At 30.1% G+C, this 24,619-nt stretch carries 19 protein-coding genes; 16 read left to right on the forward strand and 3 right to left on the reverse strand.

The window, feature by feature from the left end:
* Positions 1-7 precede the first annotated feature (7 nt).
* Entirely contained in the window at positions 8-1,795 is a 1,788-nt protein-coding gene (locus BUB65_RS02150; protein WP_073071649.1) for an ABC transporter ATP-binding protein, read from the reverse strand.
* Between the two features lie 523 nt (positions 1,796-2,318).
* Between BUB65_RS02150 and BUB65_RS02155 the strand changes: the two genes are divergently transcribed.
* The 5 genes from BUB65_RS02155 to BUB65_RS02175 all read left to right on the forward strand — a co-directional run bounded on the left by BUB65_RS02155 (position 2,319) and on the right by BUB65_RS02175 (position 8,900).
* Positions 2,319-4,484 carry a heavy metal translocating P-type ATPase gene (locus BUB65_RS02155; protein WP_073071651.1) on the forward strand — a complete coding sequence of 722 codons (2,166 nt, stop codon included), beginning with the start codon at positions 2,319-2,321 and terminating at the stop codon, positions 4,482-4,484.
* Between the two features lie 1,371 nt (positions 4,485-5,855).
* The gene (locus tag BUB65_RS02160; RefSeq protein ID WP_073071653.1) at positions 5,856-6,152 is read left to right on the forward strand and encodes a 6TM ABC transporter family protein; all 297 of its coding nucleotides are present in this window, start codon (positions 5,856-5,858) and stop codon (positions 6,150-6,152) included.
* Positions 6,153-6,195: 43 nt separating this feature from the next.
* Positions 6,196-7,044 carry an ABC transporter ATP-binding protein gene (locus BUB65_RS02165; RefSeq protein ID WP_327192011.1) on the forward strand — a complete coding sequence of 283 codons (849 nt, stop codon included), beginning with the start codon at positions 6,196-6,198 and terminating at the stop codon, positions 7,042-7,044.
* Positions 7,045-7,087: 43 nt separating this feature from the next.
* The gene (locus tag BUB65_RS08495) at positions 7,088-7,360 is read left to right on the forward strand and encodes an ATP-binding cassette domain-containing protein (RefSeq protein ID WP_073071657.1); all 273 of its coding nucleotides are present in this window, start codon (positions 7,088-7,090) and stop codon (positions 7,358-7,360) included.
* Between the two features lie 223 nt (positions 7,361-7,583).
* Positions 7,584-8,900 carry a S41 family peptidase gene (locus tag BUB65_RS02175; RefSeq protein WP_073071659.1) on the forward strand — a complete coding sequence of 439 codons (1,317 nt, stop codon included), beginning with the start codon at positions 7,584-7,586 and terminating at the stop codon, positions 8,898-8,900.
* A gap of 187 nt (positions 8,901-9,087) precedes the next feature.
* Here BUB65_RS02175 and BUB65_RS02180 read toward each other — a convergent pair whose 3' ends face one another.
* A complete protein-coding gene (locus tag BUB65_RS02180; protein WP_073071661.1) occupies positions 9,088-10,704 on the reverse strand; it encodes an ATP-binding cassette domain-containing protein in 1,617 nt (538 codons plus the stop codon).
* A 657-nt stretch (positions 10,705-11,361) separates the two neighbouring features.
* Here BUB65_RS02180 and BUB65_RS02185 point away from each other — a divergent pair.
* The 4 genes from BUB65_RS02185 (at position 11,362) to BUB65_RS02200 (ending at position 15,934) form a co-directional block, all read left to right on the forward strand.
* Positions 11,362-12,705, forward strand: coding sequence for a S41 family peptidase (locus BUB65_RS02185; RefSeq protein WP_234946708.1), 1,344 nt, complete (start codon positions 11,362-11,364; stop codon positions 12,703-12,705).
* 601 nt (positions 12,706-13,306) lie between these two features.
* Positions 13,307-14,260 (forward strand): ABC transporter transmembrane domain-containing protein, encoded by a 954-nt coding sequence (locus BUB65_RS02190; protein ID WP_073071663.1) that lies wholly within the window; start codon positions 13,307-13,309, stop codon positions 14,258-14,260.
* Position 14,261: 1 nt separating this feature from the next.
* Positions 14,262-15,005 carry an ATP-binding cassette domain-containing protein gene (locus BUB65_RS02195; protein WP_073071665.1) on the forward strand — a complete coding sequence of 248 codons (744 nt, stop codon included), beginning with the start codon at positions 14,262-14,264 and terminating at the stop codon, positions 15,003-15,005.
* The gene (locus BUB65_RS02200) at positions 15,002-15,934 is read left to right on the forward strand and encodes an ABC transporter ATP-binding protein (RefSeq protein WP_073071667.1); all 933 of its coding nucleotides are present in this window, start codon (positions 15,002-15,004) and stop codon (positions 15,932-15,934) included. The genes BUB65_RS02195 and BUB65_RS02200 overlap by 4 nt, the downstream gene beginning before the upstream one ends.
* 291 nt (positions 15,935-16,225) lie before the next feature.
* On the opposite strand, the gene BUB65_RS02205 is transcribed toward BUB65_RS02200, so the two are convergent.
* Positions 16,226-17,506, reverse strand: a complete 1,281-nt coding sequence (locus BUB65_RS02205) for an L-lactate MFS transporter (RefSeq protein WP_073071669.1) — start codon at positions 17,504-17,506, stop codon at positions 16,226-16,228.
* A 454-nt stretch (positions 17,507-17,960) separates the two neighbouring features.
* Here BUB65_RS02205 and BUB65_RS02210 point away from each other — a divergent pair, with 454 nt between their 5' ends.
* The 7 genes from BUB65_RS02210 (at position 17,961) to BUB65_RS02240 (ending at position 24,141) form a co-directional block, all read left to right on the forward strand.
* A complete protein-coding gene (locus tag BUB65_RS02210) occupies positions 17,961-18,815 on the forward strand; it encodes a MurR/RpiR family transcriptional regulator (protein ID WP_073071672.1) in 855 nt (284 codons plus the stop codon).
* Between the two features lie 12 nt (positions 18,816-18,827).
* Complete coding sequence (locus BUB65_RS02215; protein WP_073071674.1) at positions 18,828-19,715, forward strand: dihydrodipicolinate synthase family protein; 888 nt, start codon at positions 18,828-18,830, stop codon at positions 19,713-19,715.
* A 17-nt stretch (positions 19,716-19,732) separates the two neighbouring features.
* Positions 19,733-20,710, forward strand: a complete 978-nt coding sequence (locus BUB65_RS02220) for a sugar kinase (protein ID WP_073071676.1) — start codon at positions 19,733-19,735, stop codon at positions 20,708-20,710.
* Between the two features lie 83 nt (positions 20,711-20,793).
* A complete protein-coding gene (locus tag BUB65_RS02225; RefSeq protein ID WP_073071679.1) occupies positions 20,794-21,747 on the forward strand; it encodes a tripartite tricarboxylate transporter substrate binding protein in 954 nt (317 codons plus the stop codon).
* A gap of 46 nt (positions 21,748-21,793) precedes the next feature.
* Positions 21,794-22,261: a tripartite tricarboxylate transporter TctB family protein gene (locus BUB65_RS02230; RefSeq protein WP_073071681.1), complete on the forward strand. Its 468-nt coding sequence runs from the start codon at positions 21,794-21,796 to the stop codon at positions 22,259-22,261.
* A gap of 20 nt (positions 22,262-22,281) precedes the next feature.
* Complete coding sequence (locus tag BUB65_RS02235; protein ID WP_073071684.1) at positions 22,282-23,757, forward strand: tripartite tricarboxylate transporter permease; 1,476 nt, start codon at positions 22,282-22,284, stop codon at positions 23,755-23,757.
* Positions 23,758-23,769: 12 nt separating this feature from the next.
* Positions 23,770-24,141 (forward strand): hypothetical protein, encoded by a 372-nt coding sequence (locus tag BUB65_RS02240; protein ID WP_073071686.1) that lies wholly within the window; start codon positions 23,770-23,772, stop codon positions 24,139-24,141.
* The last annotated feature ends 478 nt before the right edge of the window (positions 24,142-24,619 follow it).

The raw sequence follows: 24,619 nt of genomic DNA on the forward strand, positions 1-24,619 counted from the left end.
TAAAACCTTATTCTGTTTCGTTCTTAACTATTGATTGAATTTCCCAAACCTTTTTATACAAACCTTTCTGTCGGATTAGTTCTTCATGAGTTCCAATATTTGTAACCATCCCTTTATCAAGAACCACTATTAAATCTGCATCTTTCACACTGGAGATTCTGTGTGAAATTAGTATTGTAGTCCTATTTTTACTTTTCTTTTTAATTTCATTCCTTATTTTTTCTTCTGTTTCAGTATCAACAGCGCTTAATGAGTCGTCAAAAATTAAAATTGGATATTCTTTTATTATAGTTCTTGCAATTGTTAGTCGTTGCCTTTGCCCACCAGATAAAGTAACCCCTTTTTCTCCGACGATGGTCTCATATTTTTGTTCGAAATTCATAATATCATCATGTACTGCTGCTGTTTTTGCTGACTCAACTACTTCTTCGTTTGTTGCTTTTATTTTCGTTATTTTTATGTTTTCTTGAATGTTTTTAGAAAACAAAAATGATTCTTGGGGTACGACCCCAATATTTTCTCTTAATGTTTTTTTAGAAATGTTTTTTAGTTCAATACCGTCAATAGTAATTAAACCTAAGTTATAATCGTATAATCTTAATAATAACGAAATAATGGTACTTTTGCCTGAACCGGTAGAACCAAAAAAGGCTACTGTTTGACCATTTTTTATTTCAAAAGATATCCCTTTTAAAATTGGTTTTTCTTTTTTATAGCCGAACCAGACATCTTTAAAAACTATGTTTCCTTCTAATTTGATATCTTTTATACCCTTTTCTATATCTTCTTTTTCTTCGCTTAAAATTTCATTGATCCTTTTTAGTGAAACTTTAGTTTTTCCAAGATCTGAAAAAATTCTTCCAAGTTGTCTAATTGGCCACAGTAGCATTCCTATATAACTTGAAAATGCTACCAAAGTTCCAATTGTAATTTCCTGCTTGATTGCAAAATATGAACCAATTACTATGACCATTAGAGTTTGAGTTAAACTTATGAAATCAGAAAGTGACCAAAACTTGGCAAATGTTAGTACTAAATTAAAGTCCAAATCTCTATATTTGTGATTTTTAATGTTAAATTTTTCTTTTTCGTAATCTTCCCTGGCAAATGCCTTTACCACTCGTATTCCTGTGATATTTTCTTGAAGAACAGTTGAAAGTTCTGCTTCTGCTTCATCTGCAAGTCTGAATTGTTTTTCAACTTTCTTAAAAAAAGAGTATGTTATTAAAAATGATACAGGTATGAAAATTGTTGAAATAAAAGCCATTTTTAGACTGATACTAAACATAATATATGCGATCATTCCGGCTAAAAATATAGTTCTTCCTATTTCAACAAATTGATTGACTACAAACTTTCTTACAGTTTCAACGTCGGATGTACATCTTTGTATAATGTCTCCAGATTGATATTTTGAATAAAAATGATAATCTGATTTTAAGATAGTAGAATATAAATCATCTTTAAGACGTTTTGCAAGTGTTTCAGAAGCTTCACTTGCAAATCTACCTCTAATATACATAAATAATCCAGTTAAGATGCTTAGGGCAATTATAATTAATGCGGCAATGAGTAGTTTTCCGGAAACTGTATTTTGAAACAATGACATTGTAAACAAATAATTTAACCATTTTGATTGAATTGGACTATTTCCAATTATAGAATCAACGGTAATTTTTATAACAAGTGGTGAAATTACTGTAAATATCGAAGAGATTATAGTTGCAAAAATTGCAAAAAAATAAATTAATCTTTTTCCTTTCATATATTTGTTTACCAATTGGAAATTATTCATGATTTCTCCCCTTTTAAAAAAAAATTCCACGGTTTGGACAACCGTGGAGTTAATATTTCGAAAACAGATTATCGTTGTTATTGACTACAAACGTATCTTTTATTAGATGGTTGTCCAATTAGAACATCTAAGATATTTACATCATTTGAGCTTATTGCTACTCGTCTTCTCATTGGGCAAACCTCCCTTTGTTGTTTTTTTATGATTTTATGATAACATTAGTTTACAAGTAAGTCAACAAAAAATAAAAATGTAAATATTGAGTAAAATAATCTTAAAAAGAGAAAATTACATAGAACTTCAATTTTGTCTTGACACAAAAATTGTATTATAATATATATAGATATGTTTCGTTTTAAAAAATTATTTGTGCGGTTGTATTTGTGCATCGTTCGAAAAAACATTGGAAATTACGAATTTAATTGTGAAATTTTTAATTTCACAAGCAAATTTTGGTTGTTTTCTGTTTCCTTGAATATATAATATATAAGCAATACAAAATATACAAAAAGGGGGGATATACATGGAAGATAAGAAGAAGAATCTTCACCATGAAGAGCATCAACACACCAAAGAACACGAAGGGCATGGGCATAGTATGAAACACGAACACTCAGAACATGAAAATCAACATGAATCTCATAAAAGTCATGAACACATGGAACATGCAGAACATGCAAAGCATACAGAACATACAGAACATACAGGACATGCTGAAGATGGGCATCATAATCATCATAGTCATCATGCCCATATGGTGGCTGATTTTAGAAAACGTTTTTGGGTTTCTTTAATCCTTACTGTTCCTGTCTTAATTTTGTCACCGTTAATTCAAAAGTTATTTGGATTAGAAAAAGTTTTAACCTTTCCTGGTGATTTGTATGTGCTTTTCGGCATTTCAACATTAATTTTCTTTTACGGTGGTTATCCATTTTTGAAAGGTTTTTATGAAGAGCTTAAAAATAAAAAACCTGGTATGATGACACTAATTGCAGTTGCAATAAGTACTGCTTATGTGTATAGTAGTGTAGTTGTTTTTGGGCTAGAAGGTGAGATGTTTTTCTGGGAATTAGCAACATTAATTGACATTATGTTATTTGGTCACTGGATTGAAATGAAGTCCGTAATGGGAGCTTCACGAGCTTTAGAGGAACTTGCAAAATTGATGCCATCAGATGCACACAAATTGATGCCTGATGGCTCATTAGTTGATGTGCCTCTTGAAGAATTAAAACCTGGGGATATCGTTTTAGTAAAGCCTGGTGAAAAAGTTCCTGCAGATGGAATTATAATTGACGGCGAAAGTTCATTAAATGAATCAATGTTGACAGGTGAGAGTAAGCCAGTACATAAAAAGAAAAATGATATTGTAATCGGTGGTTCGATAAATGGTGAAGGTTCACTTAAAATCGAAGTAAAGAAGACAGGGAAAGATTCATATCTTTCTCAAGTGATAGAACTTGTGAAAGAGGCGCAGGAAAGTAAATCAAAAACACAAGATCTTGCTAATAGGGCTGCTGTATGGCTAACTGGTATAGCATTATCCACAGGTGCATTGACTTTCTTTGTATGGACTTTGGTGATGGGTAAAAGTTTTGTTTTTGCCCTTGAAAGGACTGTAACAGTTATGGTTATTGCATGTCCTCATGCTCTTGGTTTAGCTGTTCCACTTGTAGTAGCTGTTTCAACTGCTATATCTGCAAAAAATGGTTTGCTGATTAGAGATCGTGTGGCTTTTGAAAAAGCTAGAAATATTCAAGCTATCGTGTTTGATAAAACTGGTACTCTGACAATGGGGAAATTTGGTGTAACAGATGTTGTAAAACTTTCAGACGATATAACTGAAGATGAAATATTGAGTTATGCAGCATCAGTTGAATTACATTCGGAACATCCTATAGCAAAAGCAATCGCTCAAGCCGGTAAAAATCGCATGAATGTAGACGATTTTAAAGCTATTCCTGGAAAAGGTGCAGAAGGTATTGTTGATGGGAAACATGTTATGGTAGTCAGCCCTGGCTATTTAAGAGAAAAAGGAATCAAGATTGAAAATGAAAAAATTAATGAAATGTTATCTGCTGGAAAAACAGTAGTTTACTTACTAATAGATGATGAATTAAAAGGAGCAATAGGGCTTGCTGATATAATAAGACCTGAATCAAAAGAAGCAATTGCTAGATTGAAAAAAATGGGAATTAAATGTATGATGTTGACAGGTGATAATGAACAAGTTGCAAAATGGGTAGCTAAAGAACTGAATCTTGACGAATATTTTGCAGAGGTTTTACCACATGAAAAATCTCAAAAGATAAAAGAAATCCAATCACGTAATTTAGTTGTTGCTATGACTGGAGATGGTGTAAACGATGCTCCTGCATTAGTTCAAGCAGATGTTGGTATTGCAATTGGTGCGGGGACAGATGTAGCTGTAGAATCTGCTGACATCATTCTTGTAAGAAGTGATCCAAGAGACGTTGTTGCGATAATTGAACTTGCTAAAAAAACGTACAAAAAAATGGTACAAAATTTATTATGGGCAACAGGTTACAATGCTATTGCAATACCATTGGCAGCTGGTGTTTTATATAAATTTGGAATACTTTTAAGTCCAGCTATTGGTGCAGTATTTATGTCTTTGAGTACAGTTATAGTGGCTATAAATGCTAAATTATTGAAATTAGAACGTTAAAACATTAACAATAATGAACGAGATAATAGAAAAAGATATTAGCGAGGGGTTTTTACCCCTCGTTTGTATTTTAACTAATTTGTAACTTCTCCAATTTTTTCTGAATTTTTCTGTTTCCAAAATTGTGAATGATTTTGGTCTTTTTTTATTGATAAGGATTGAAAAGCCTTGTAAAGCATTTAATTTATACTTGTATACAGTATCGCTTCATTGGTGCGAAGGTGTATAATTTTTTTAGTTTTCTCCTTTTTGTTTCCTTGTGTGATGAAGTTTTTTATTTGTTATCTTACTAATAATTTTGAAATTATATTCCTTTTAGGAATTATTAGCTATTGTTATATTTCACATATTCAAAACTTTTTTCTAATTTTGTTTTAAACTTTCTAAAAATTTTTTCGTTATTTAAGTATTAGAAATTTCTGTAATTTGTTTAGCAGTATTGTCTTTCCTTCAATCCATTAAAAACCTCCCTTTTTTCTGCAAATTAAAAATTTACTTTTAAGTTTTATTTTGCTACTTCAAAAAAATGAATATTTAATTCAAAATTTTTAAAACTTCTAGTTAATATAATATTTGAGTTTGCATTTTTACAAATGTTTAAAATTGAAAAAAACCATTTATTTAAAGGGTAGATAAACCTTATTCAGAAATAAAAGAGTAATATGAATAAAAGAAAGAGAGAGAAAGAGAAAGATAATAATAAATGTCAAATACTATAATTGACAACTTGATGAAATATTTTTAACATAAGATTGTAACAGAAAAAATTTGATGTTAATATGTGTTAACAAAGAAAATGTTATGGTCAAAACTGAGATGATGGTTTTTTCAGAGCGGGTTGTAAATATTAAATAGAAAAAAGTAGCTAATTAACTTTGAAAAGTAAAAAAATAATAAGGAGACATTTTAAAATTATTTTTTAATATGAGGCAGTAAGAACTTAATAAGAAGTATTTATCTTCTTTCATAATCATTCTTTTTACATTTACTGTTGTGGTAATTTACAGTATTTTAATCTACAAAATCTCTATTATTTTCATCTCCGTATTTGGAATGGTTTTAGTTGTCAACTTTGCGTTTAACGTAAGCAAATTATTCAAAAGAATATCGTTTTGCGAAATTCGTGTATAGATATTTTTTGTATTGAAGACAAAGATTAATCTCTTTGATTTATCAGCACCGAGGTTTTTATATAAATAAAGATGACTTTTAAGGAAATAGAATATGTTTTTTTAATGAGTGAAAAAATTATCAATTTAGGTATAGGAGTTTCTAGTGCTTGGTGGTCTTAAACAAGAGTATTAAAGAATGCTAATAAATCTTTGCAATTATTGTTATTAAATTAAAGAGTTTATATAGAGGAGGGGTTTCATGAAAACATATTGGGAATTTTTAAAAACAAAAAGATTTGAATTTGTCTTACTTCTTATTTTTTCAAGTGTTCTAAGTTTCTTTGAAGGCTTAATTCAACCATTAATGGTAAAATGGTTATTTGATGAGGCTGTATTAAAGTTGAACTTTCGAAAATTTGTACTTTTAAGTATAGTATACCTTGCACTTGGATTAATATTTGTGCTACTTTTTTATATAAACAGTCTTTGGAAAAAAAGGTATGAAAATAAAGTAGTATTAAATCTTGAATCTGAACTTCTAAAAAAAAACTTTTAATTATGATTTAAAAGAATTTACCAAAAAAGGGGCGGGGTATTTTATAAATTCCATTCACAAAGATGTTAATGAAGGCGTTGTTCCAATGATTAGAATGACGATAAATCTAGTTTCAATGATTGTATCGGAAATTGCGTTACTACTTGCGATGTTTTTTATTTCATGGAGAGCATCTTTGGTGTTATTTGTGGTTATTCCGCCATTACTGTATTTTTCAAATGTTATAAGCCAAAAAGTTAAAAAGAAAACATCACTTGAAAGAGAAAAGGAAGGAATTTATACAAGTTTTCTAGCAAGTGTTCTTAAATCATTTAAAATTATGAGAACTTTTAGTTTTATATTTGATTTTGTAACATTAAAGCACAGGGAAATTTTAGAAGAGTATTTAAACAGTAGGTTTGAAAGTTTTAAGGCTGTTAAATCAAGTCAAATGTTAGGTGACATTATTCGAAACACAGCAGATACTCTTTCACTTATAGTCTCTGGATATTTTGTTTTAATTGGAAAGTTAAGTTTTGGTGGGTTTGTAGCGATAATAAACACATTCTGGAGGGCAGTTTCTTCTCTTTTTGGAATTGTTCAGGCTATTCCAGAATTTCACAGGTATTCACAAATACTTGAAAGAATAAAAAGTTTATTAAATACTAAACAGAAAGAGCACTTTGAATTGGATGATAAAGTAATTTTAAAAGATGTAAAACTTTCTTATGATGGAAATAAAGTAATCGATATAAATAATATAGAAATAAAACCTGGGAATAAGGTGTTAATTTCAGGTGAAAATGGTACAGGAAAGACAACACTTTTAAATATAATATCTGGATATTTGTCGCCAGATAGTGGAAAAGTAATAAGGCCAAAAAAAAGTCGTATCAATAACTGCACCAGTTGAACTTCCAGAAATTCCCATAAAAGAACTTATAAAGGATGAAAAATTGATTGAAAGTCTTGGTTTAGAAAAATTAAAGGAAAAGACACCATCCAACCTTTCTGCAGGAGAAAAACAAAAGGTTGCTATTGGTATAGCGCTTGAAAAAGATGCAGATTTATATATATTTGATGAACCACTTGCAAATATAGATGAGCAAAGTAAAGAAAAGATAATAAAGTTAATATTTGAAAAATTAAATTCTAAAACGTTAATAATGGTACTTCATGGAGAAAAAGAATTTCACAGCTTATTTGATACAAAGATTAAGTTATTATAAATAACTTTTATAGTTATAAAAGTCTGATAAATTGAATAAATACCTGTGAAAAAATTAAAGCGGTGTTCAAGTTATCACAACTTTGGAATAATCAATAAAAAGATTATAAATTAAACAAAGATTATTGCAAGTTTATTCAAAAACTTGTTAAAATATCTATTGTCTTATACTCATATATCCCTGAAAAGTGGGAAAAATTCTGTTTCAGAGGTGAAGATAATATATGAGAAATATACAAAAATGGATTTCAATCTTATTATTACTATTTGCTATGACAAGTTTTAATCAACAATTATTTTCTCCTGAAGAATTACAAAAAGATTTTGAAATTTATATAAACTACATACTAAAAGCAGGGATTGATCCATTTGAATTTGTATCTCAGGAAAAGTTTTATTCAGAAGTTAACAGAATAAAGGGACAACTTAACAAGCCTATGACAAAAGGCGAGTTTTTTAAAACTATTGCTCCTATAATACATATTTTTAGCGATGGACATTATGGGGTATTTTTCAATATTACACCAGATACATTAGTAATGCCATTTGAACCAGTGGTAGTAGGCAATAGATTATTTGTTAAAAACTCGCTTGTGAATGAGTTAGAAAACAAGGCAGAGATTTTGAAAATTGATGATAGAAATGTAGAGGAAATAATTAATGATTTGAAACAGTTTTTACCGAAAATTCGCTCTCAAGCAATTTATCCGTTGGTATCCTTTTTAATTTCATATTTTCCAGTAATAGAAAATAAAAGCACCTTCAAATTATTGTTAATGGTAGATAATACTAAAAAATTAGTGAAAATAACTGCAATAAAGTATAATGAAAAACTCAAAAGAACCAAACAACTATATACAGATTATGATAAAGAAATTTCATTTGAAAGAAGGGAAAACATTGGAGTATTGAAAATAAAAACATTTAATTATCAATCCCAAACATATTACAAAAAATTTTTAGAAAGAACATTCAGTGAAAATAAAGATTTATCAGATCTAATAATAGATTTGAGAGGAAATCTTGGGGGGCCTTTAGACAATGTATGGGAACTTTTTAAATATCTTATAGATAAAGTTCAAAAACTTTGGGGATTCTACTATGTTTATACAACTGTCAATGGGAACAAAGAAAAAAGGTTAAAACTAAAGTATACATTAAACACTAATATAGTACCAGCAAAAGATAATTTTAAAGGCAAAGTATGGCTTTTAACAGACAAACAAATGGCATCATCAGCAATTATCGCAACATATTTATTCAAAAAATTTGGGTTAGGGAAAATAATAGGAGAAGAGCCTCAAGAACCGGTAAATGCATTAGCAGTAGGAAAACAACTATATATTCTTCCCAATACGCAGTTGGTAGTTGTGATTCCAAATGTATCTTATTGGTTCGAAAAAGAACCAAAAATAGTAATAGACTATGAAAGAAAAATGACGGAAAATGAAAGGATAGAATGGCTACTGGGCAATAAAGATGTAATGTTGGATTATGTTTTTGAAATTATAAATAAAAATAGAGAAGAAAGTGAAGAATAGTGAAAATAAAGATATTAAACTCCAATAATGTTACCAAAAAAATTAAAAACAACGGATAATTGCAATGTTTCCCATAAAGTATGACTTATAACTATGTTATATTATATTTTACTAGTGAAAGATTCTTTACAAATAAATACTATATTTTATTCTTGTTTAGCATACATGATAGTCAATTTTTTTGAATTTATGAAAATTCCACGATATTATCACATAAATCTTCCAAGAAATCCTTGGAGTGTGAGATTATCAAGATTATTGATTTACTTGCCTTTTTGCGTATCAACTCTTTTAAGGATTTGATTTTTACTCCATCCAGATAAGTTGTGGGTTCGTCCAAGAGATACATATCTTTATTATTTTGTACAAATGTCCTTGCTATTGCAATTCTCTGGCGCTCCCCTCCAGAAAGGTTGTGCCCCCCTTCATCTATTTGTTTTTCAAGTGAAAGATCATCTAAAAATTCTATTAAGTCCTTATCTAATTCTTTATCATCACCAAGAAGTATATTCTCTCTAACTGTTCCTTTAAAAAAAACTGAATATTGGGGAAGGTAAGCAACTTTCTGATAATATGAATTTATCTCGATTTTACTAAGTGGTATGTTATTGATGAAAACGTAGTTGTTTTCCACACTTAAAAGTCCCAGAATGATTTTTATTACAGTACTTTTACCTATTCCACTTTTTCCAAAAAGTCCTATGATTTTTCCTGTTTGTACATCCAGCTTAAAATTTTCAAGTAATGGAGCAGCATCTTCGTAAGAAAAGTTTGGTATATGTACTTTTAAAGATTTAATCTTTTCGTCTAAACGGTATAGCTTGGAAGTAGCGTTGCATTTTTTTGAAAACGGTAGTTCTAAAATCTCAGAAAGTCTTTTTTGCACAACTTTTATTTCCTGGCAATGTATGTTGAAATCCCAAAAGTTTTTTGCAGATTCATAGATGTAATCTATTATCATAAGCACTGCTACCAATCCACCTGCTTGTATAGTACCTATTTTCATTTGATAAACTCCAACAATGATTGCTATAATGTAACCGCTATTGAATAATAATGCAAGTGGAATGTTGAATAGAACAATTGAGTTTATCCTTTTGATATCATTTTTTGTATAATCTTCATTGAATTCTTTAAACTTTGCTATTGAAAATTTTTCTTTCAAAAATACCCGAAACATTTCCATACCCTGAATGTATTCTTCCAGCCTGCTTATAAATTCCGTTTGCGATTCAAGTGCTTTATGTGTTAGATTTTTAATCTTTGAATTAACAAAACGTGCTAAAACAAAGAAAAGCAGTAGAGGAAGAACTGATATTGTAATTGCCAGGGGATTCATAAAAAGCCCTATGGTTAAGGCAAAAATCAATATAAGTAAGTCTTTCATAAAAAATATAAGAGTAGGATAAAAGAAATTTTGAATTCTCTCTGTATCCGTACTAATGTAAGTAAATAACCTGCCAGAATCAAAGGAAGAAATCTGGTTGAAGTTATTTTGAGCCACTTCAAATATTTTTTTTCTAAGTGATGCGGTGAAAAGTCTTATCCTGTTTTCAAAGATGTAATATGAGCCGTACATTAGAAGTTCTTTTGATAGACTTATCAACAAAAGTAACATTAGCTGAATTTTGAACAAACTAGCTGCGGTATTATTAATCAATATAAAATTTATGATATTTCTTGAAAATAAAGGAATAGAAATTGTCATTCCTGTTGCACAAATTAGCAGAAAAAATGCAAAAAATAAATGAAAGAGATGTTTTTTAAGTAATTTAACTATTTGTTTTTTAGTCATGTTTTTCATATTCTTTCACCCACTTAAATACATTATCGGAAAGAAAATATTTACATTGTATACATCTGTAACGGTAATATAATATTTTCTTATCAACATACTGATTAAATGAATGATCTTAATATTTCAAAATTTTACTTTTGGTTACGATGCTTGCTATTTTTTAGCATAAAAAATAAAACTAGAAATTTTTATGCTGCTATTGTGTACTTAAGAATATTTCCTTGATTAAATTCAAAATGCATGCAATATACAGTTTACATAAATATATGACAATATAAGAAAAATTTTATTATAGCGTTTTGAAAAGGATTATTCACAGGATTATTTGTGTTTTAAAATGTTGCTAATTTGTTATTTGTATGTTAATATATTACAATGTGTTAGATTGTCATCCTAAAGTCAAATATTCTTTTATAAAATATTATAAACAAATTATTGAATATTTTGCAATATACTATATAGAGTATAATGTATTAACTTATGAACAGTCAATTAGTAATATTTCAAAACACAAATTATTTTATGAATGATTTTTCTTAAGTGAAAAAACTGAAAAATGAATTTTTTTTGGATATTGTACGAGCAAATTTGTAAATTGTATAATGCACTGTGTATATAGCATAGCTATCTTAAAATGTTATTAAACCCAAAGGGGGGAATTGTATGGGGAAAACTTTAAAAATTTCAGTAATCCTTTTTTTAATAAGTTTTATTTTTTCTTCTTTGATTTTTGCAACCAAAATTGAACCAGAAAAACTTCAAAGAGATTTTGAATTTATTATTACCCTTCTAAAAGAAGCATACATTGATCCAAATGGACTGGTTAAAAACCCAGAATTTACAGAACTCGTTGATGATGTAAGAAGAAAACTTAACAAACCTATGGATAGTTTTGAATTTTTTAAAGCGGTTTCTCCTATTTTCCATTACCTGAATGATTACCATTGTAGTATTGAACTTCCCATTTCGAATGATTCTCAAATCTTTCCAATGACTCTTTATGTTATAGATAATAATATCTACGTTGTTTTTTCATTAGTCGAAGATGTGCCAATAAAATCAAAAGTTTTGGCGATTGATGGCATCCCATCAGCACAAATAATAAAGGAGTTTGAGCAGTACACCATTACAAAAGATAATTCTTCTCGGAAAGAACATGAAATTTCCCGATACATCAACTTGATACCAACTTTTTGGAATAAAAAAAGTGTGGAAATAGAATTTGAATATAACGGCTCTATAAAAAGAAAAAATATAAAAGCTATAACAATGAAAGAATATAGAAGAAAAGTTCAGGAATCGAAGAAATCAAAATTACCCTACGAATTTGAAAGAAAAGGAAACATAGGGATATTAAGAATAGGGAGTTTTGAAATCAAAGGGAATTTATTCGTCGATTTCAGAGAATTTCTGAATAAAGTTTTTAGAGAAAATAAAGACATGACAGATCTGGTTGTAGATATAAGAAGAAACTTCGGTGGTAAACCACAAAGCGTAATTGAAGTATTAGGCCATTTCGTAAATAAAGAACTTTCTGTGAAACGTAGAGTTAAAGTTAAAAACTCCAAGTACAACATACAAGCTTTGGCAGGAATAGGGGTTCGTTATGATACAAACACCGAAGGAAAAGTAATCGAAGCGACTTATTCGTGGGTTATACCCCCCAGAAGTCCTGTATTTAATGGAAGAGTATGGGTACTTATCGATAACGGCATAGCTTCAGCTGCAATAACTTTTGTAGACATTGTTCAAAGTCATGGAATAGGAAGAATAATAGGAGAAAGACCAATTTATTCCTCACATTTTACAATGGGTGGTATTAATCATTATTTGCCAAATGCGAAAATTTATGTTTACATTCCAGCTGCAATCACATCTTACTCCTCACCTAACAGAATAGTACCAGATTACGAACTTACAATAACAACGGAAGAGAGACTTGAGCGGTTGACAGGAGTTTCTGATCCTGTTCTTGAAAAGGTAATAAAAATAATTAAGAATAAATAAGATTTTGAATAATCATTCTGTTTTGTAGTAATTATCTATCGTAAAGCATTCAAAACTTTTGCAAAATTTCTCAAGCGTTGGTTTTAATAATATATCTTATCATAGTTTAAAATGGCTGTATGTTACGAGTGTTTCCTGGTTTTTTATTTACTTCTTTTTGTTAATATTTTTTTGGAGTATTACAAAATGAATTTATAAAAACTCTTTGATATATTTATAACCTCAACCATACTCAAATCTCTTCTTTACTTTGCTAATTGTTTATTTTTCTAATTTTTTGAACATGTTCCATAGCTGCTTGACGCTGTTTAGTTTATATGTTACAATTTCACGCAGTTGTTATATTTCTTCATAGTTAAGGGGGAAAGAGTATGAGAAAGAGTAAGTTTGTTTTCGGGACAATTTAATACAAAATAATGCGGCAACCAAAGTTGGGACAAAGATACTTGCACTTTTAATCGGATAAAAGTGTAAAGGTTGTGTATATAGGATTTTTGCACTTAATTTAGTGCAGATTTTGTATTAACAAATAGTCAATTTTAAAAAGCTCCGGGTTGCCGGAGCTTTTTTGTTGCAAATTTTAAAAAATGGAGGGATTTATGTGAAGGAATTTTACAAATATTTTTTCCTATTTCATAAAGTTCTTTCAAAGATGCTTTTTTTGAAAAAATTTTTTATTGATATTATTTATGTTTCGACAATGCTTTTATCATTTGTGCTCCCGATCTTTCTTGGAAGGATAGTGGATAACTTTAGAAACAAAGAAGCATTAGATGCGTTTTATGTATATGCGTTAATTTATATTGTAGTTTTCACGTTGCAACAGATAACTCAAATTATGCGAAGAGCCTTTTCTCTGGTAGAGGGGCCTCGATTTTTGTTTGAAAGATCAATATCAAATGTAATAAAAAGAAGAAACGAAAATTTTGTGCCGGAAAAAGAAATGGATAAAATTTTTAGTTTTGAACATATTTTCGAATTCTTTTATGGTACGTTTTCAATGTATGTTTTTATCCTGCCAGTTATGATGATACTTACTGTTGGAATGATAATTTTAAATAGTTGGAAAGTTGGGGTTATAGCTTTAACAGGTTTTCTTTTAGCAGGTGTATCGAGTGATAAAAAAATGCACAAAGAAGAAAAAATTGCTGATCAAATGAATAAAGCAGAATATAAGGTCTCAGAAGTATTTTCAGATCTATATTCCGGGTATGAGGATATCAAGGCATATGAAACTTTTCCTTTAACCTTTAAATGGCTTTCAACTGCGTTGGATCGTTTAAAGAAGGCGTACGACTTATTTGGAAAAGTTGAAATTCAATTCGGTTTATCATACGAGATTGGAGTAATCTTAATAATGCCTCTTGTTATATTTTTATTGGGCCTCCAGGTTTTTTCTGGAAATCTTTCTGTAGGAAGAGCTATTATGCTTGTTATTTACATTGAAAGATTACAAAGTTATTCTAAAGTGTACATAGAAGATACAGATTATATTTCTTGGGTTATTGCAAGAGCGAAAATAGCATATGAAAAATATTTAAAGGAGGACGCATAATATGTTTGAAAAATTAGAATTTATAGATGTTTCTTTTGAATATGAAGGGAGAAAAATATTAGACAATTTTAATCTTGAAATAACGCGTGGTGAAAAAGTGGCTATTGTAGGTTCAAGTGGAGAAGGGAAAACAACTTTTATAAAGCTTGTTTTAAAGTATATATCACCACATAAAGGAAAGATTTTAGTTAATGGAAAACCTTTATCCGAGTTTGAGGAATGGTATAAAATCCTTGGAGTTTTAAGTCAGAGAGCACATATTTTTAATAGAACACTCAGAGACAATCTTCTTATTGCAAATCCAAATGCAACAGAAAAAGAAATGTATAGAGCTCTTGAATTAGCCGGCTTGAAAAAGTTTATGCAAAATAGAGATCTTGACACAGTACTTGGTAGTGATGGAGGTAATATTTCTGGTGGTGAGAGAACAAGAATAGCACTTGCAAGATTATTACTCAGAGAACCAGAAATTGTTATTCTTGATGAGCCACTTGAGGGTGTTGATAAACTTGTTGAAAAAGAAGTTATAAATAATATCAGAGATTTTGTAAAGGACAAAACTTTGATTTTGATTTCACACAGGTTTAGTATTCTTTCATTGACAGATGAATTTGCTGTACTTGAAAATGGGAAAATTGTTGAAAGAGGAAAATATCATGAACATTCACAAGATAGTCTTTTAAAACGATTTTTTAAAGCTGAGCAAGAGTTGACTGAGAAATTTAGAAAGGGTGATAGTATATGAGAGAATTAATAAGATGGTTCTTTAAAATCCCTAAAAAATTAATGTTCATGATACTTTTGATGAATTTATTTGGGATTATATCGGGACTTATAGTCTCATATACTGCTATTTTAAGCAAAGACGTCATAAATTATGCTGTTTCCCAAAGTAATAACTTTTTTTTAAAAAGTTTGTTGCTAATAATAGCAGTTTTGATAAGTCATATATTAATTATTCTTGGTAAAGCTTTTGTTTCCTTCAATAAAGGAAGAGGGTTTAAGTACCTTGGTGAGTATTGTTATAAAAGAATAATGAACAAAGATTTTACGGAGTTTTCTAAGAAAGCACCTGCGTTTTACTCAGAAGTTTCATTGAGAACTATTGAAAATTTGTTGGACCCTTTTTCTAATTATGCTGATTTAGGTGGAATTGTTTTTATATTTAAAGTAATCTTTTATATGGTAACAATTTATACTTTAGATCGTATTTCAGGTTTGTTTATGATATTTTTTGGTATTTTGATTCTTCTTTCTTTATGGATAGCAAACATTTATTATTACAAGCGCTCCAAAATAGTTGAAGATAATTTTTTAGAAATCAAATCATATGTAGCAGATATGTTCAAGGGTATAGAGGAAATACAATTGTTTGAAGCATATAACTTTGAAATGAGTCTTTATAAAAAAGTGACTGATTCATTTTGGAAATATAAAAAAAGATTGTATTTTAACGATTTTATTCTTAGTTTTATGATTCGTGATTTGATCTCAATGGCATTTTATCTTTTTGTTATATATCGCGGGGTAGTATTAAGTGATCCAGGAACATTTTATGCTCTTTTTAATTTATTTACATTAATAAGATATCAATTATTTACACTAATGGGTGTATGGGACATTGTTCGCACAGGAATTACTGCTGCAAGGCAGCTTGAAGAAGTTGTTGGTTAATTGAATTGAAAAATAGCTAAAAAACGAAACTCAAGAAAGCAAGGAAAGAGTAAGAACTTTCGACTATGCTCAGGATAATAATACTGGCGAGGCTAAAAATTTTGCAGTGTTAGTGCTTTTTATTGTTTTGGATACAATTTTTCTCTCTGTCATTCTGAGGAACGAAGAGACAAATAGTCTTATTTTTTACCAATCATTTAACCTCGCCAACATTTTCCAATACTTACTTTTTAAAATTCTTATATTTTAAACAGTGTAAAATATAAAAAATACAAATATATAATTTGAGAATTATTTACCAGTGTGATTTTCTAACAGTTTATAAGGACTTAATTTTTTAAAAAGAAGTATACATAAAAATGTTCCGATGCCTGAAAGAAGACCTGCTGATATGAAAACATAAGAATAATTGCCAGTTGCGTCATATATCCAAGAACCTATTGTCGGTGATATTGCCCCCACACCAAAAGCTGTAAATATTAAACCATAATTGACTCCTAAATTTTTCGTTCCAAAATATTCTGCTGTTAAAACAGGAAAAAGTGCTAAGGTCACTGCAAACCCCCATCCTGTTATTGCAGCTGCAATGCATAAAGTGATAAAGTTTACAACAAAAATAGGAAATAAAAGCAATATTACTACCTGGATTATATAAGTTACTATCATTACTTTTAAAACACCGAACTTATCGCTTAAGAATCCTGCCAGTGGCCTGCCAAGACCATTAAAACCTGAGAAAATAGCGATAGCCCAGGCAGCTTCCATAGAGGAGAGTCCAAGAATGAGCTCTCCATATGGGGGTATAAGTTTCATGCTTAATAATCCTCCAGTTATAACCAGGGCAAAAATCAACCACATTGTGTAAAATATAGGCATTTTTAAAAGAGCGTTTGGTGTGATATCTTTTATAATAACGTTCCTTTGTTTTGACTTTTTAATATTTTTTTCAACTGGTAATTCCCAATTTTCTGGTGGATTTTTAATTAAAATAACTGCAATCGACAGTACTATAAAGGTAGTTATACCAATTATAATAAAAGTACCTTCTATTCCATATTTTGGAATTAAATATCCAGCCTTAAGAGGAGCAAATACAAGAGCTGCTAGCCCAAATCCCATAACTGCAAAAGATACAGCAACTCCTGGCTTATCTGGAAAAAATTTTCTTGCAGGTGGAGCAACACATGCATAAGTCAATCCACAAGATATACCTCCTAAAATTCCGTATGTTATTACTAACCACCAGCTATATGGAAATTTTCCTACAAAAGATGCAGAAATATAGGCTATGAAAAATAATATTGTACCAATAGCAGAAACTTTCTTTGGACCCCATATATCTTGTAATTTGCCAGCTGGGACCATTGTTAAAGCAAAAATTACCATGAAAACAGTGAATGGTAAAGTAGCTTCTGTTGTAGTCCATCCAAATTTTTCAACTAAAGGTACAATGAATACTCCCCAAGCGTAAGATAGACCACCCATCAAGGCTAACAAAAACCCTGCTAAAGGTATTTGCCAGCGTGTTTTAAAATATTTTTGGTTTAAAGTTTTGTCAACTAACTTTTCCAAAACTTCTCCTCCTTTTTTATAAGCGCCGTTGTAATATCCGACAGTTACATTATAGCATGAATTGTGTTAAAAAAGAACATTTTCACGTGAACATATTTTTTAAAAGTTATGCTGTATTAATGTGATTTTTTCGGAAATTAGCTGTTTTATTTTTTTACAAATTATCTTATTTTCACGTGCTTTTTATTTTATTGATATTGTCTAAATAATGCGATTTAACAGTTTTTAAAAATATTTACAATATAAATTTTGTCAAGGTATTTGAGAAAAAATTTTTTTAATTTTGTATTCTGAAGCAATATTTGAAATATTATACGTTTTATTAAAACTGGACGATAATGAGGAGTAATTGTAAATAATAACACATAATAGCTGAAAACCAGATTAGGTTTTTAATGGTCAGATAAGTTATACTTTTTTCAAAACAAAAAAATTTTTTCTCAGGAGGGACAGTATGAACAAAGGTCAATTAACAACTTTTGAAAAAATTAAAGCAAATTACAATAGTCTGAGTAAAGCTGGGAAGAAACTTGCAGATTTTGTATTAAAAAATCCAGAAAAAGTGATTAGAATGTCAATTTCAGAATTAGCAAGAATTGTTGGTTTAAAAAGTGAATCTACAGTTGTTAAATTCTATCGAAATATTGGATTTTCTGGTTATCACGATTTTAAAGTTTCACTTGCCGGTGATTTAGCTGGAAAATCAATCTTGCATTCTTATAAAGATATTTATATTAACGACTCTGTAGATAATGTGAAGAAAAAATTTTTTAGTAGTACTATTCGTGCTTTTCACGATCATTTGGAAAAATTTACTGACAAATTATTAGAAGAAGGAGCAAAAATCTTATCATCTTCTAATAGAATAATTTGTTTAGGTTACGGAGCTTCTGCAGCAATTGCTAAATATGCTGCGTTTAGATTTTCTGTATTTGATAAAGAAATATTTTTTTCTGAAGATTCTCATTTTAATGCTTTAATTTTGAGGAAGTTAAAGGAAAATGATTGTATAATTGCAATTTCCTATTCTGGAGAAACGAAAGATGTTATTATTCCTCTCGAACACCGACGGGGTGCCAAATTAATTGCTATTACAGGTAATAAGGAATCATCATTAGGAAAAATTTCAGATTTAGTTTTTGAGGTTAAAATTGAGGAAATTAGTATGCGCACAGATGCTTTAATTTCACGGTATATTCAAATGGCTATTATTGATATTCTTTTTACTATTTTAGTTATTAATGGTGGAGAAAAAGTTTTAAATGAATTAACTGCTGCGAGAAAAAGTTTTTCGCATTTGAAATTCTAAGGAGGTGTGTTCATGAATTTTAATGATATTAGGGGGGTAATTCCAGCAATAATTACAGTATTTGATGAAGAAGGAAAAATTGATGAAACAAAGTTTAGAAATTTTATTGAGTATTTGACTAATAAAGTTCATGGTTTATTTGTTTGTGGAACTTATGGAAGTGGTCCAATAATGACATTGAAAGAGAGAAAAAAAACTCTTGAGATAGTTGTTGAACAGGTGAATGGCAGAATTCCAGTTATTGTTCATGTTGGGGCAACTTCTCCTGAGGATATCTTTGAATTAACTGTACATGCAAAAGCTGTAGGTGCTACTGCTGTAGCCTCTGTTTCACCATTTTATTACAAATACAAACAAGAGAATATAATTAGATTTTTTAATGAATTTGTTTCTAAAGTAGATATTCCTGTGTTTATATACAATAACCCAAAAACTACGGGTATTGAAATAGAAATAGAAACAGTTAAAAAGTTAAAGGAAATAGGTTTAGTCGGGATTAAAGATAGCACGTTTGATCTTTCTTATTTTTATCGTATGAAATCGGAAGTTGGGTTTGATGATTTTATTTATGTTTCTGGTTCGGAAGCTTTTATTATTCCAACAATTTCACTTGGAGCTTCGGCAATTATTAGTGGACTTGCGAATGTTTTTCCGGAGATTGTTGTTGAACTTTATGAAGCTACAATTAATAAAGATTATGAAAAAGCTTTTAAACTCCTAGAGAAGGTAAATGTTTTAAGACAAATTCAACATTTTACAGATAGTATTCCTGGAATTCATGCCATGCTTGAACTAAGAGGAATAGATTCTGGATTTCCAAAAAAACCTTTTACAAAAGCATCAGATGAAGTAGTAAAGAAAATAAAATTTGCACTTGAAAACTTAGACGTTAAATTATGAAATTATGAGGTGATCGTATGAAAAAAGTTGTGGGTATGGGAGAAATTATGATTCAAATGAATCCTACAGAAAAAGGTCCTATGAGGTACCAACATTTATTTGAACAGCATGTTGCAGGTTCTGAAGGAAATGTAATAATCCAGATGCAGAGATTGGGAATACAAACAAGTTTTATTACTGCCGTTGGTTTGGATCCATTTGGGGAAATGATTATTTCAACTTTAAAGTCTGAGGGTGTTGATACAAGTTTTGTAAAAGTTGATCCTAAACATCCTACAGGGATATATTTCGTACAAAGAAGTTATCCAATTCCAGGAAAGACAAAAGTTTTTTATTATAGAAAAAATTCAGCGGCAAGTTTTATTTCCGAAAAAGATATTGATGCAAAGATTTTTGATGATGTAGATTTGTTTTTTTTAAGTGGAATAACACCAGCTTTAAGTAAAAGATGTAGAAAGGCAGCTTTGAAGGCAATTGAGATATGTGTCAAAAAGAAAATTAAGGTTGTTTTCGACACAAATATTAGAGTAAATCTTTTAAAAACGAAAAACAAAGCATTTGAAATTTTAAAACCTTTTATTGAAAGTGCGGAAGTGCTTTTTACGGGGGTTGGAGATTTAACGTTTCTTTTTGGCAAAAATTTAAGAAATAGTATAAGCGAATTACGAAAGATTGCAAAAAATGCTGAGTTAATTATTGTAAAAAAAGGGAAAGAGGGTTCAATATGTTTTGATGTAAATTCAAATACATATATTGAATATAGTTCATTTCCAGTAGAAGTAGAAGATGAACTAGGAGCTGGTGATTCCTTTGATGGAACCTTTTTATCTGCTATGTTGAGAGGGTATTCTTTTGAAAAGTGCCTTAGATATGCAAATGCATCTGGAGCAATGGCGGTCTCGTTGAAGGGTGATATAGAACCTCTTCCTACTTGGAAGGATTTAGATCTTTTTTTGGAAGTGTACGAAAAAAGTGAGGAGAAACTTTTAAGATGATTCTTACACGTTTTCGAAACATAAACAATCAGTAAAAGAAAAAAAGTTATGGAGCTATACCTTAAAATAGGAGGTGTTTTAAAATGAAAAAGTTTCTATTGATCGTTTTATTAGTAGTGTTTACTTTTGGGGGATTAGCAGCAAAATATCCAAGCAAACCTGTAACTATTATTTGTCCATGGGGTGCAGGCGGTGGAACTGATAGGTTAGCAAGATTTCTTGCAGATCAGTTATCAAAAGAGTTTGGAGTACCATTTGTAGTAGTGAATAAGACAGGTGGTGGGGGCGCAGTTGGCCATTCTGCAGGTGCTTATGCAAAACCTGATGGATATACTTTAACACTTGTTACTCTAGAACTTGCTACAATGCATTGGTTAGGTTTAACAAATTTGACTTATGAGAATTTTGATTATGTTGCTCAACTTAATACTGATCCTGCAGGTGTTATTGTAAAAGCAGATGCTCCTTGGAACAGTGTTACAGAATTGCTAGTTGATATTGCAATGAATAAAGGAAAATATTTATTTTCAGGTTCAGGAGCGGGTTCTGTTTGGGATTTATCAAGAATCGGCATGTTGAATGCTGTTAATATTTCACCCGATTATGTTACATGGGTTCCAACAACAGGAGCAGCCCCTTCAATAGTTGAGCTTCTTGGTGGGCATGTTGATGTTATTACTTGTAGTCTTCCTGAAGCGTGGCCACAAATTTCCTCGGGGCAATTGAAAGCATTGGCAATTATGGCAGATTCACGTGATCCAAGGTTTCCTGATATACCAACCTTAAAGGAACAAGGTATAAATTGGTCTTCAGGAACATGGAGAGGGGTAGCTGTACCGAAAGGTACTCCTAAGGATATTATTCAAACTTTAGAAAAAGCTATAAAGAAAATTTATGAGTCAGATGAATTTAAAGAATTCATGAACAAAAATGGATTTGGTATGACATGGAGAGGTTCAGAAGAATTTTATAACTTTGTAAAAGAGCAGGATCAAGTTTGGAAAGAAGTTCTTAAAATAGGAGGTTATATCAAGTAATTAATTCCCCCCCTTTATTTAAAGGGGGGGACTTGGGAGGGTTGTTATGAAAGTAAAAAATCTAAGTTATGGTGTAGTACTTGTGTGTATAAGTATATTTGTATTTATCTATGGTTCAAATTTTCCGGATTTTATTGTAAGAGGTAATAAACTTCCTGGGCCGAAATTTTTTCCTTTTTTGATTTCATATTTGTTGTTGGTAGTTGGTCTATATTTTATTATTCATTCGATAATTAATTGGAAGAAAACTAAAACAGATTCTGCAAGATATATTACAAAAAAAGGTTTATTAAGAGTTGTTTCTGTGATTATAGGTGTTGGAACGTATGTCCCATTAATTAATCTGGTTGGCTTTAAAATTGGAACATTTGCTTTTGCCACGGTTATGATGTCAATATTTGGAGTTAAGATTTTAAAATCTATGCTTTATTCGTTAATTTTAACTGCTATTATTGTATTGATTTTTGAAAAAGTTTTTTTAATACCATTTCCTCAAAAGTTTTTCCCATTTTGATGAAAAAGAGGTGACGGGTAATGAACTATATATTAGCAGCACTTCAACCTAATGTGTTGTTGCCACTTTTGATATCGATGTTTTTTGGAATATTTGTTGGTGGAATGCCTGGGTTAACGGCTACGATGGCAGTGGCGTTGATCATTCCTATTACTTATTATATGCCACCATTAGCAGCTCTGGCAATGATTTTAGGTGCTTCTTTTTCTTCGATTTTTGCTGGGGATATTCCAGCAACATTTCTTCGGATACCAGGAACACCCGCTTCAGGTGCAGCTGTTCTAGATGGTTTTGAAATGTCTAAAAAAGGGAAAGGTGCATTGGCATTATCACTTGATTTAATATGCTCTGCTACTGGTGGGGTTATAGGGGTTTTATTACTGATTTTGGTTGCTCCCCCTCTTGCAAAATTTGCACTTAAATTTACTAATTATGAATACTTCTGGCTAGGTATATTTGGTTTAAGTATGAGTGCTGTATTGAGTAGAGGAAATTTGATAAAAGGGTTATCATCTGCATTATTAGGGTTGTTAATTGCAACTATTGGGATAGATGTTACGACTGGTTATCCACGCTTTACTTTTGGAAGTATTGAACTAATGGATGGAATAGGTTTTATACCTGCAATGATTGGGTTGTTTGGGATTTCAGAAGTTTTAAAAAGAATTCAGGGTAGTGAAAAAGATTTGGAATTGCCAGCAATAAATGAAAAGATCAAGCCTTCGCTTTTAGCAGCTTTCAAAATTATGATAAAAAAGTTTTTTATAGTAATAAAGTCAGCAATTATTGGGACGTTTGTGGGAGCATTGCCTGGGGCTGGTGCAGATATTGCCGCATGGGTGGCCTACGGAGTTGAAAAGAAAACATCAAAGAAAAGTGAAGAATTTGGAACGGGAATTGTTGAAGGAGTTATTGCACCTACAAGTGCTAATAATGCAGCACTTGGGGGTACTTGGATACCAGCCTTAGTTTTTGGAATACCTGGTGATACAATTACAGCAATTGTATTAGGTGCAATGTTAATGTATGGGTTAAGGCCTGGGCCTTTGATTTTTCAGGAAAACGGAGAGCTTATTAAAGGTTTATTTTTCATTGCTATACTTATTCAATTTTTGTTGATTGTTGTTGGTTATTTTGGAATCAGAGTTTATACCTATTTTTTAAAAATGAAAACTTCAGTTGTTCTAACGGCGGTTATTATGTTCTCAATGATTGGTTCTTATGCAATAAGGAACAGCTATTTTGATATTTACATAATGTTGATTTTTGGAATAATTGGATATCTGTTTGAAAAAATAGATGTGCCGTTAGCACCGATGATTTTGGGTATAATTCTTGGCCCAATGATTGAAGATAATTTAAGAGTAGGGCTTACTAAAACAGGTGGTAATTGGATGCCTTTTTTTACTAGACCAATTTCAATTGCTTTTATTGTATTGATATTTTTTGTCTTTTTTGGAACGTATATTGTTAAATTATTAAAAAAGTTCTTATGAGGTGATGTAAATATGAATGAAGTGAGAATTTACAAAAATATCTTCGAAGATTTTTTAAATGAAGAGTTGAACATCACGTTAGAAAATTATCTAAAAGTTTCGGAATTGGTTAATTTTAGTGGAGAACCTGAGAAGCATTTGAATTTTACTGATGTTTATATAGTTTTAGATGGAAATGCGGTTCTTTATTTTGGAAAAGAACTAGAATTAGAAGTCGAAGTTTCAGAAGGTGAATATAGAGGAAAAGCCATTAAAAATCCTCAAAAAATAGAGTTAGAAAAAAATACAGTGGTGATAATACCTGCAAATAATGCTCATAAATTGGATGTGCCAGATAAACTTAGATTGATTGTGTTGAAGCTAAAAATAAAGAATAATCTTTAAATATATTATAATCATTTATAATATAAAACACCCCAATTACTTAATTGTTCTCTATTTTTCATGGGGTGTTTTTTTTATTATATATTTATACAAACAACAAAAACAACTCAACTGGAAGTGCAATTATGTTATCTCTTTTAAACACAGTGTTTTTTGTTACCAGTATTCTTATATGCAAGTCAAAATATATAGATTCTTTATTTTTCCACCATGGATTTTGCCTATATACAGACGAAAAATCTATGTTCTTCGTCTCCTGAATTAAGCATATAGTTATTCTATTAACTAAATTGGGCCATACTTAGTCAAAAGACTGACCAAATTAGTACTGATTTAGTCATTTTAACAAAGGAAATGATACGAAGGCCCTTCGTATATGTTTAGAATAATAATAAAATATAACGCTTAATTTAACATTCCACTTCTTGCCAAAAACTTACAAAAAATTGTATCAAAAAACTAATAAAAAATAGTATAA

Origin of the sequence: Thermosipho atlanticus DSM 15807 (assembly GCF_900129985.1) — a bacterium.
GTDB classification, from domain to species: Bacteria; Thermotogota; Thermotogae; order Thermotogales; family Fervidobacteriaceae; genus Thermosipho_A; species Thermosipho_A atlanticus.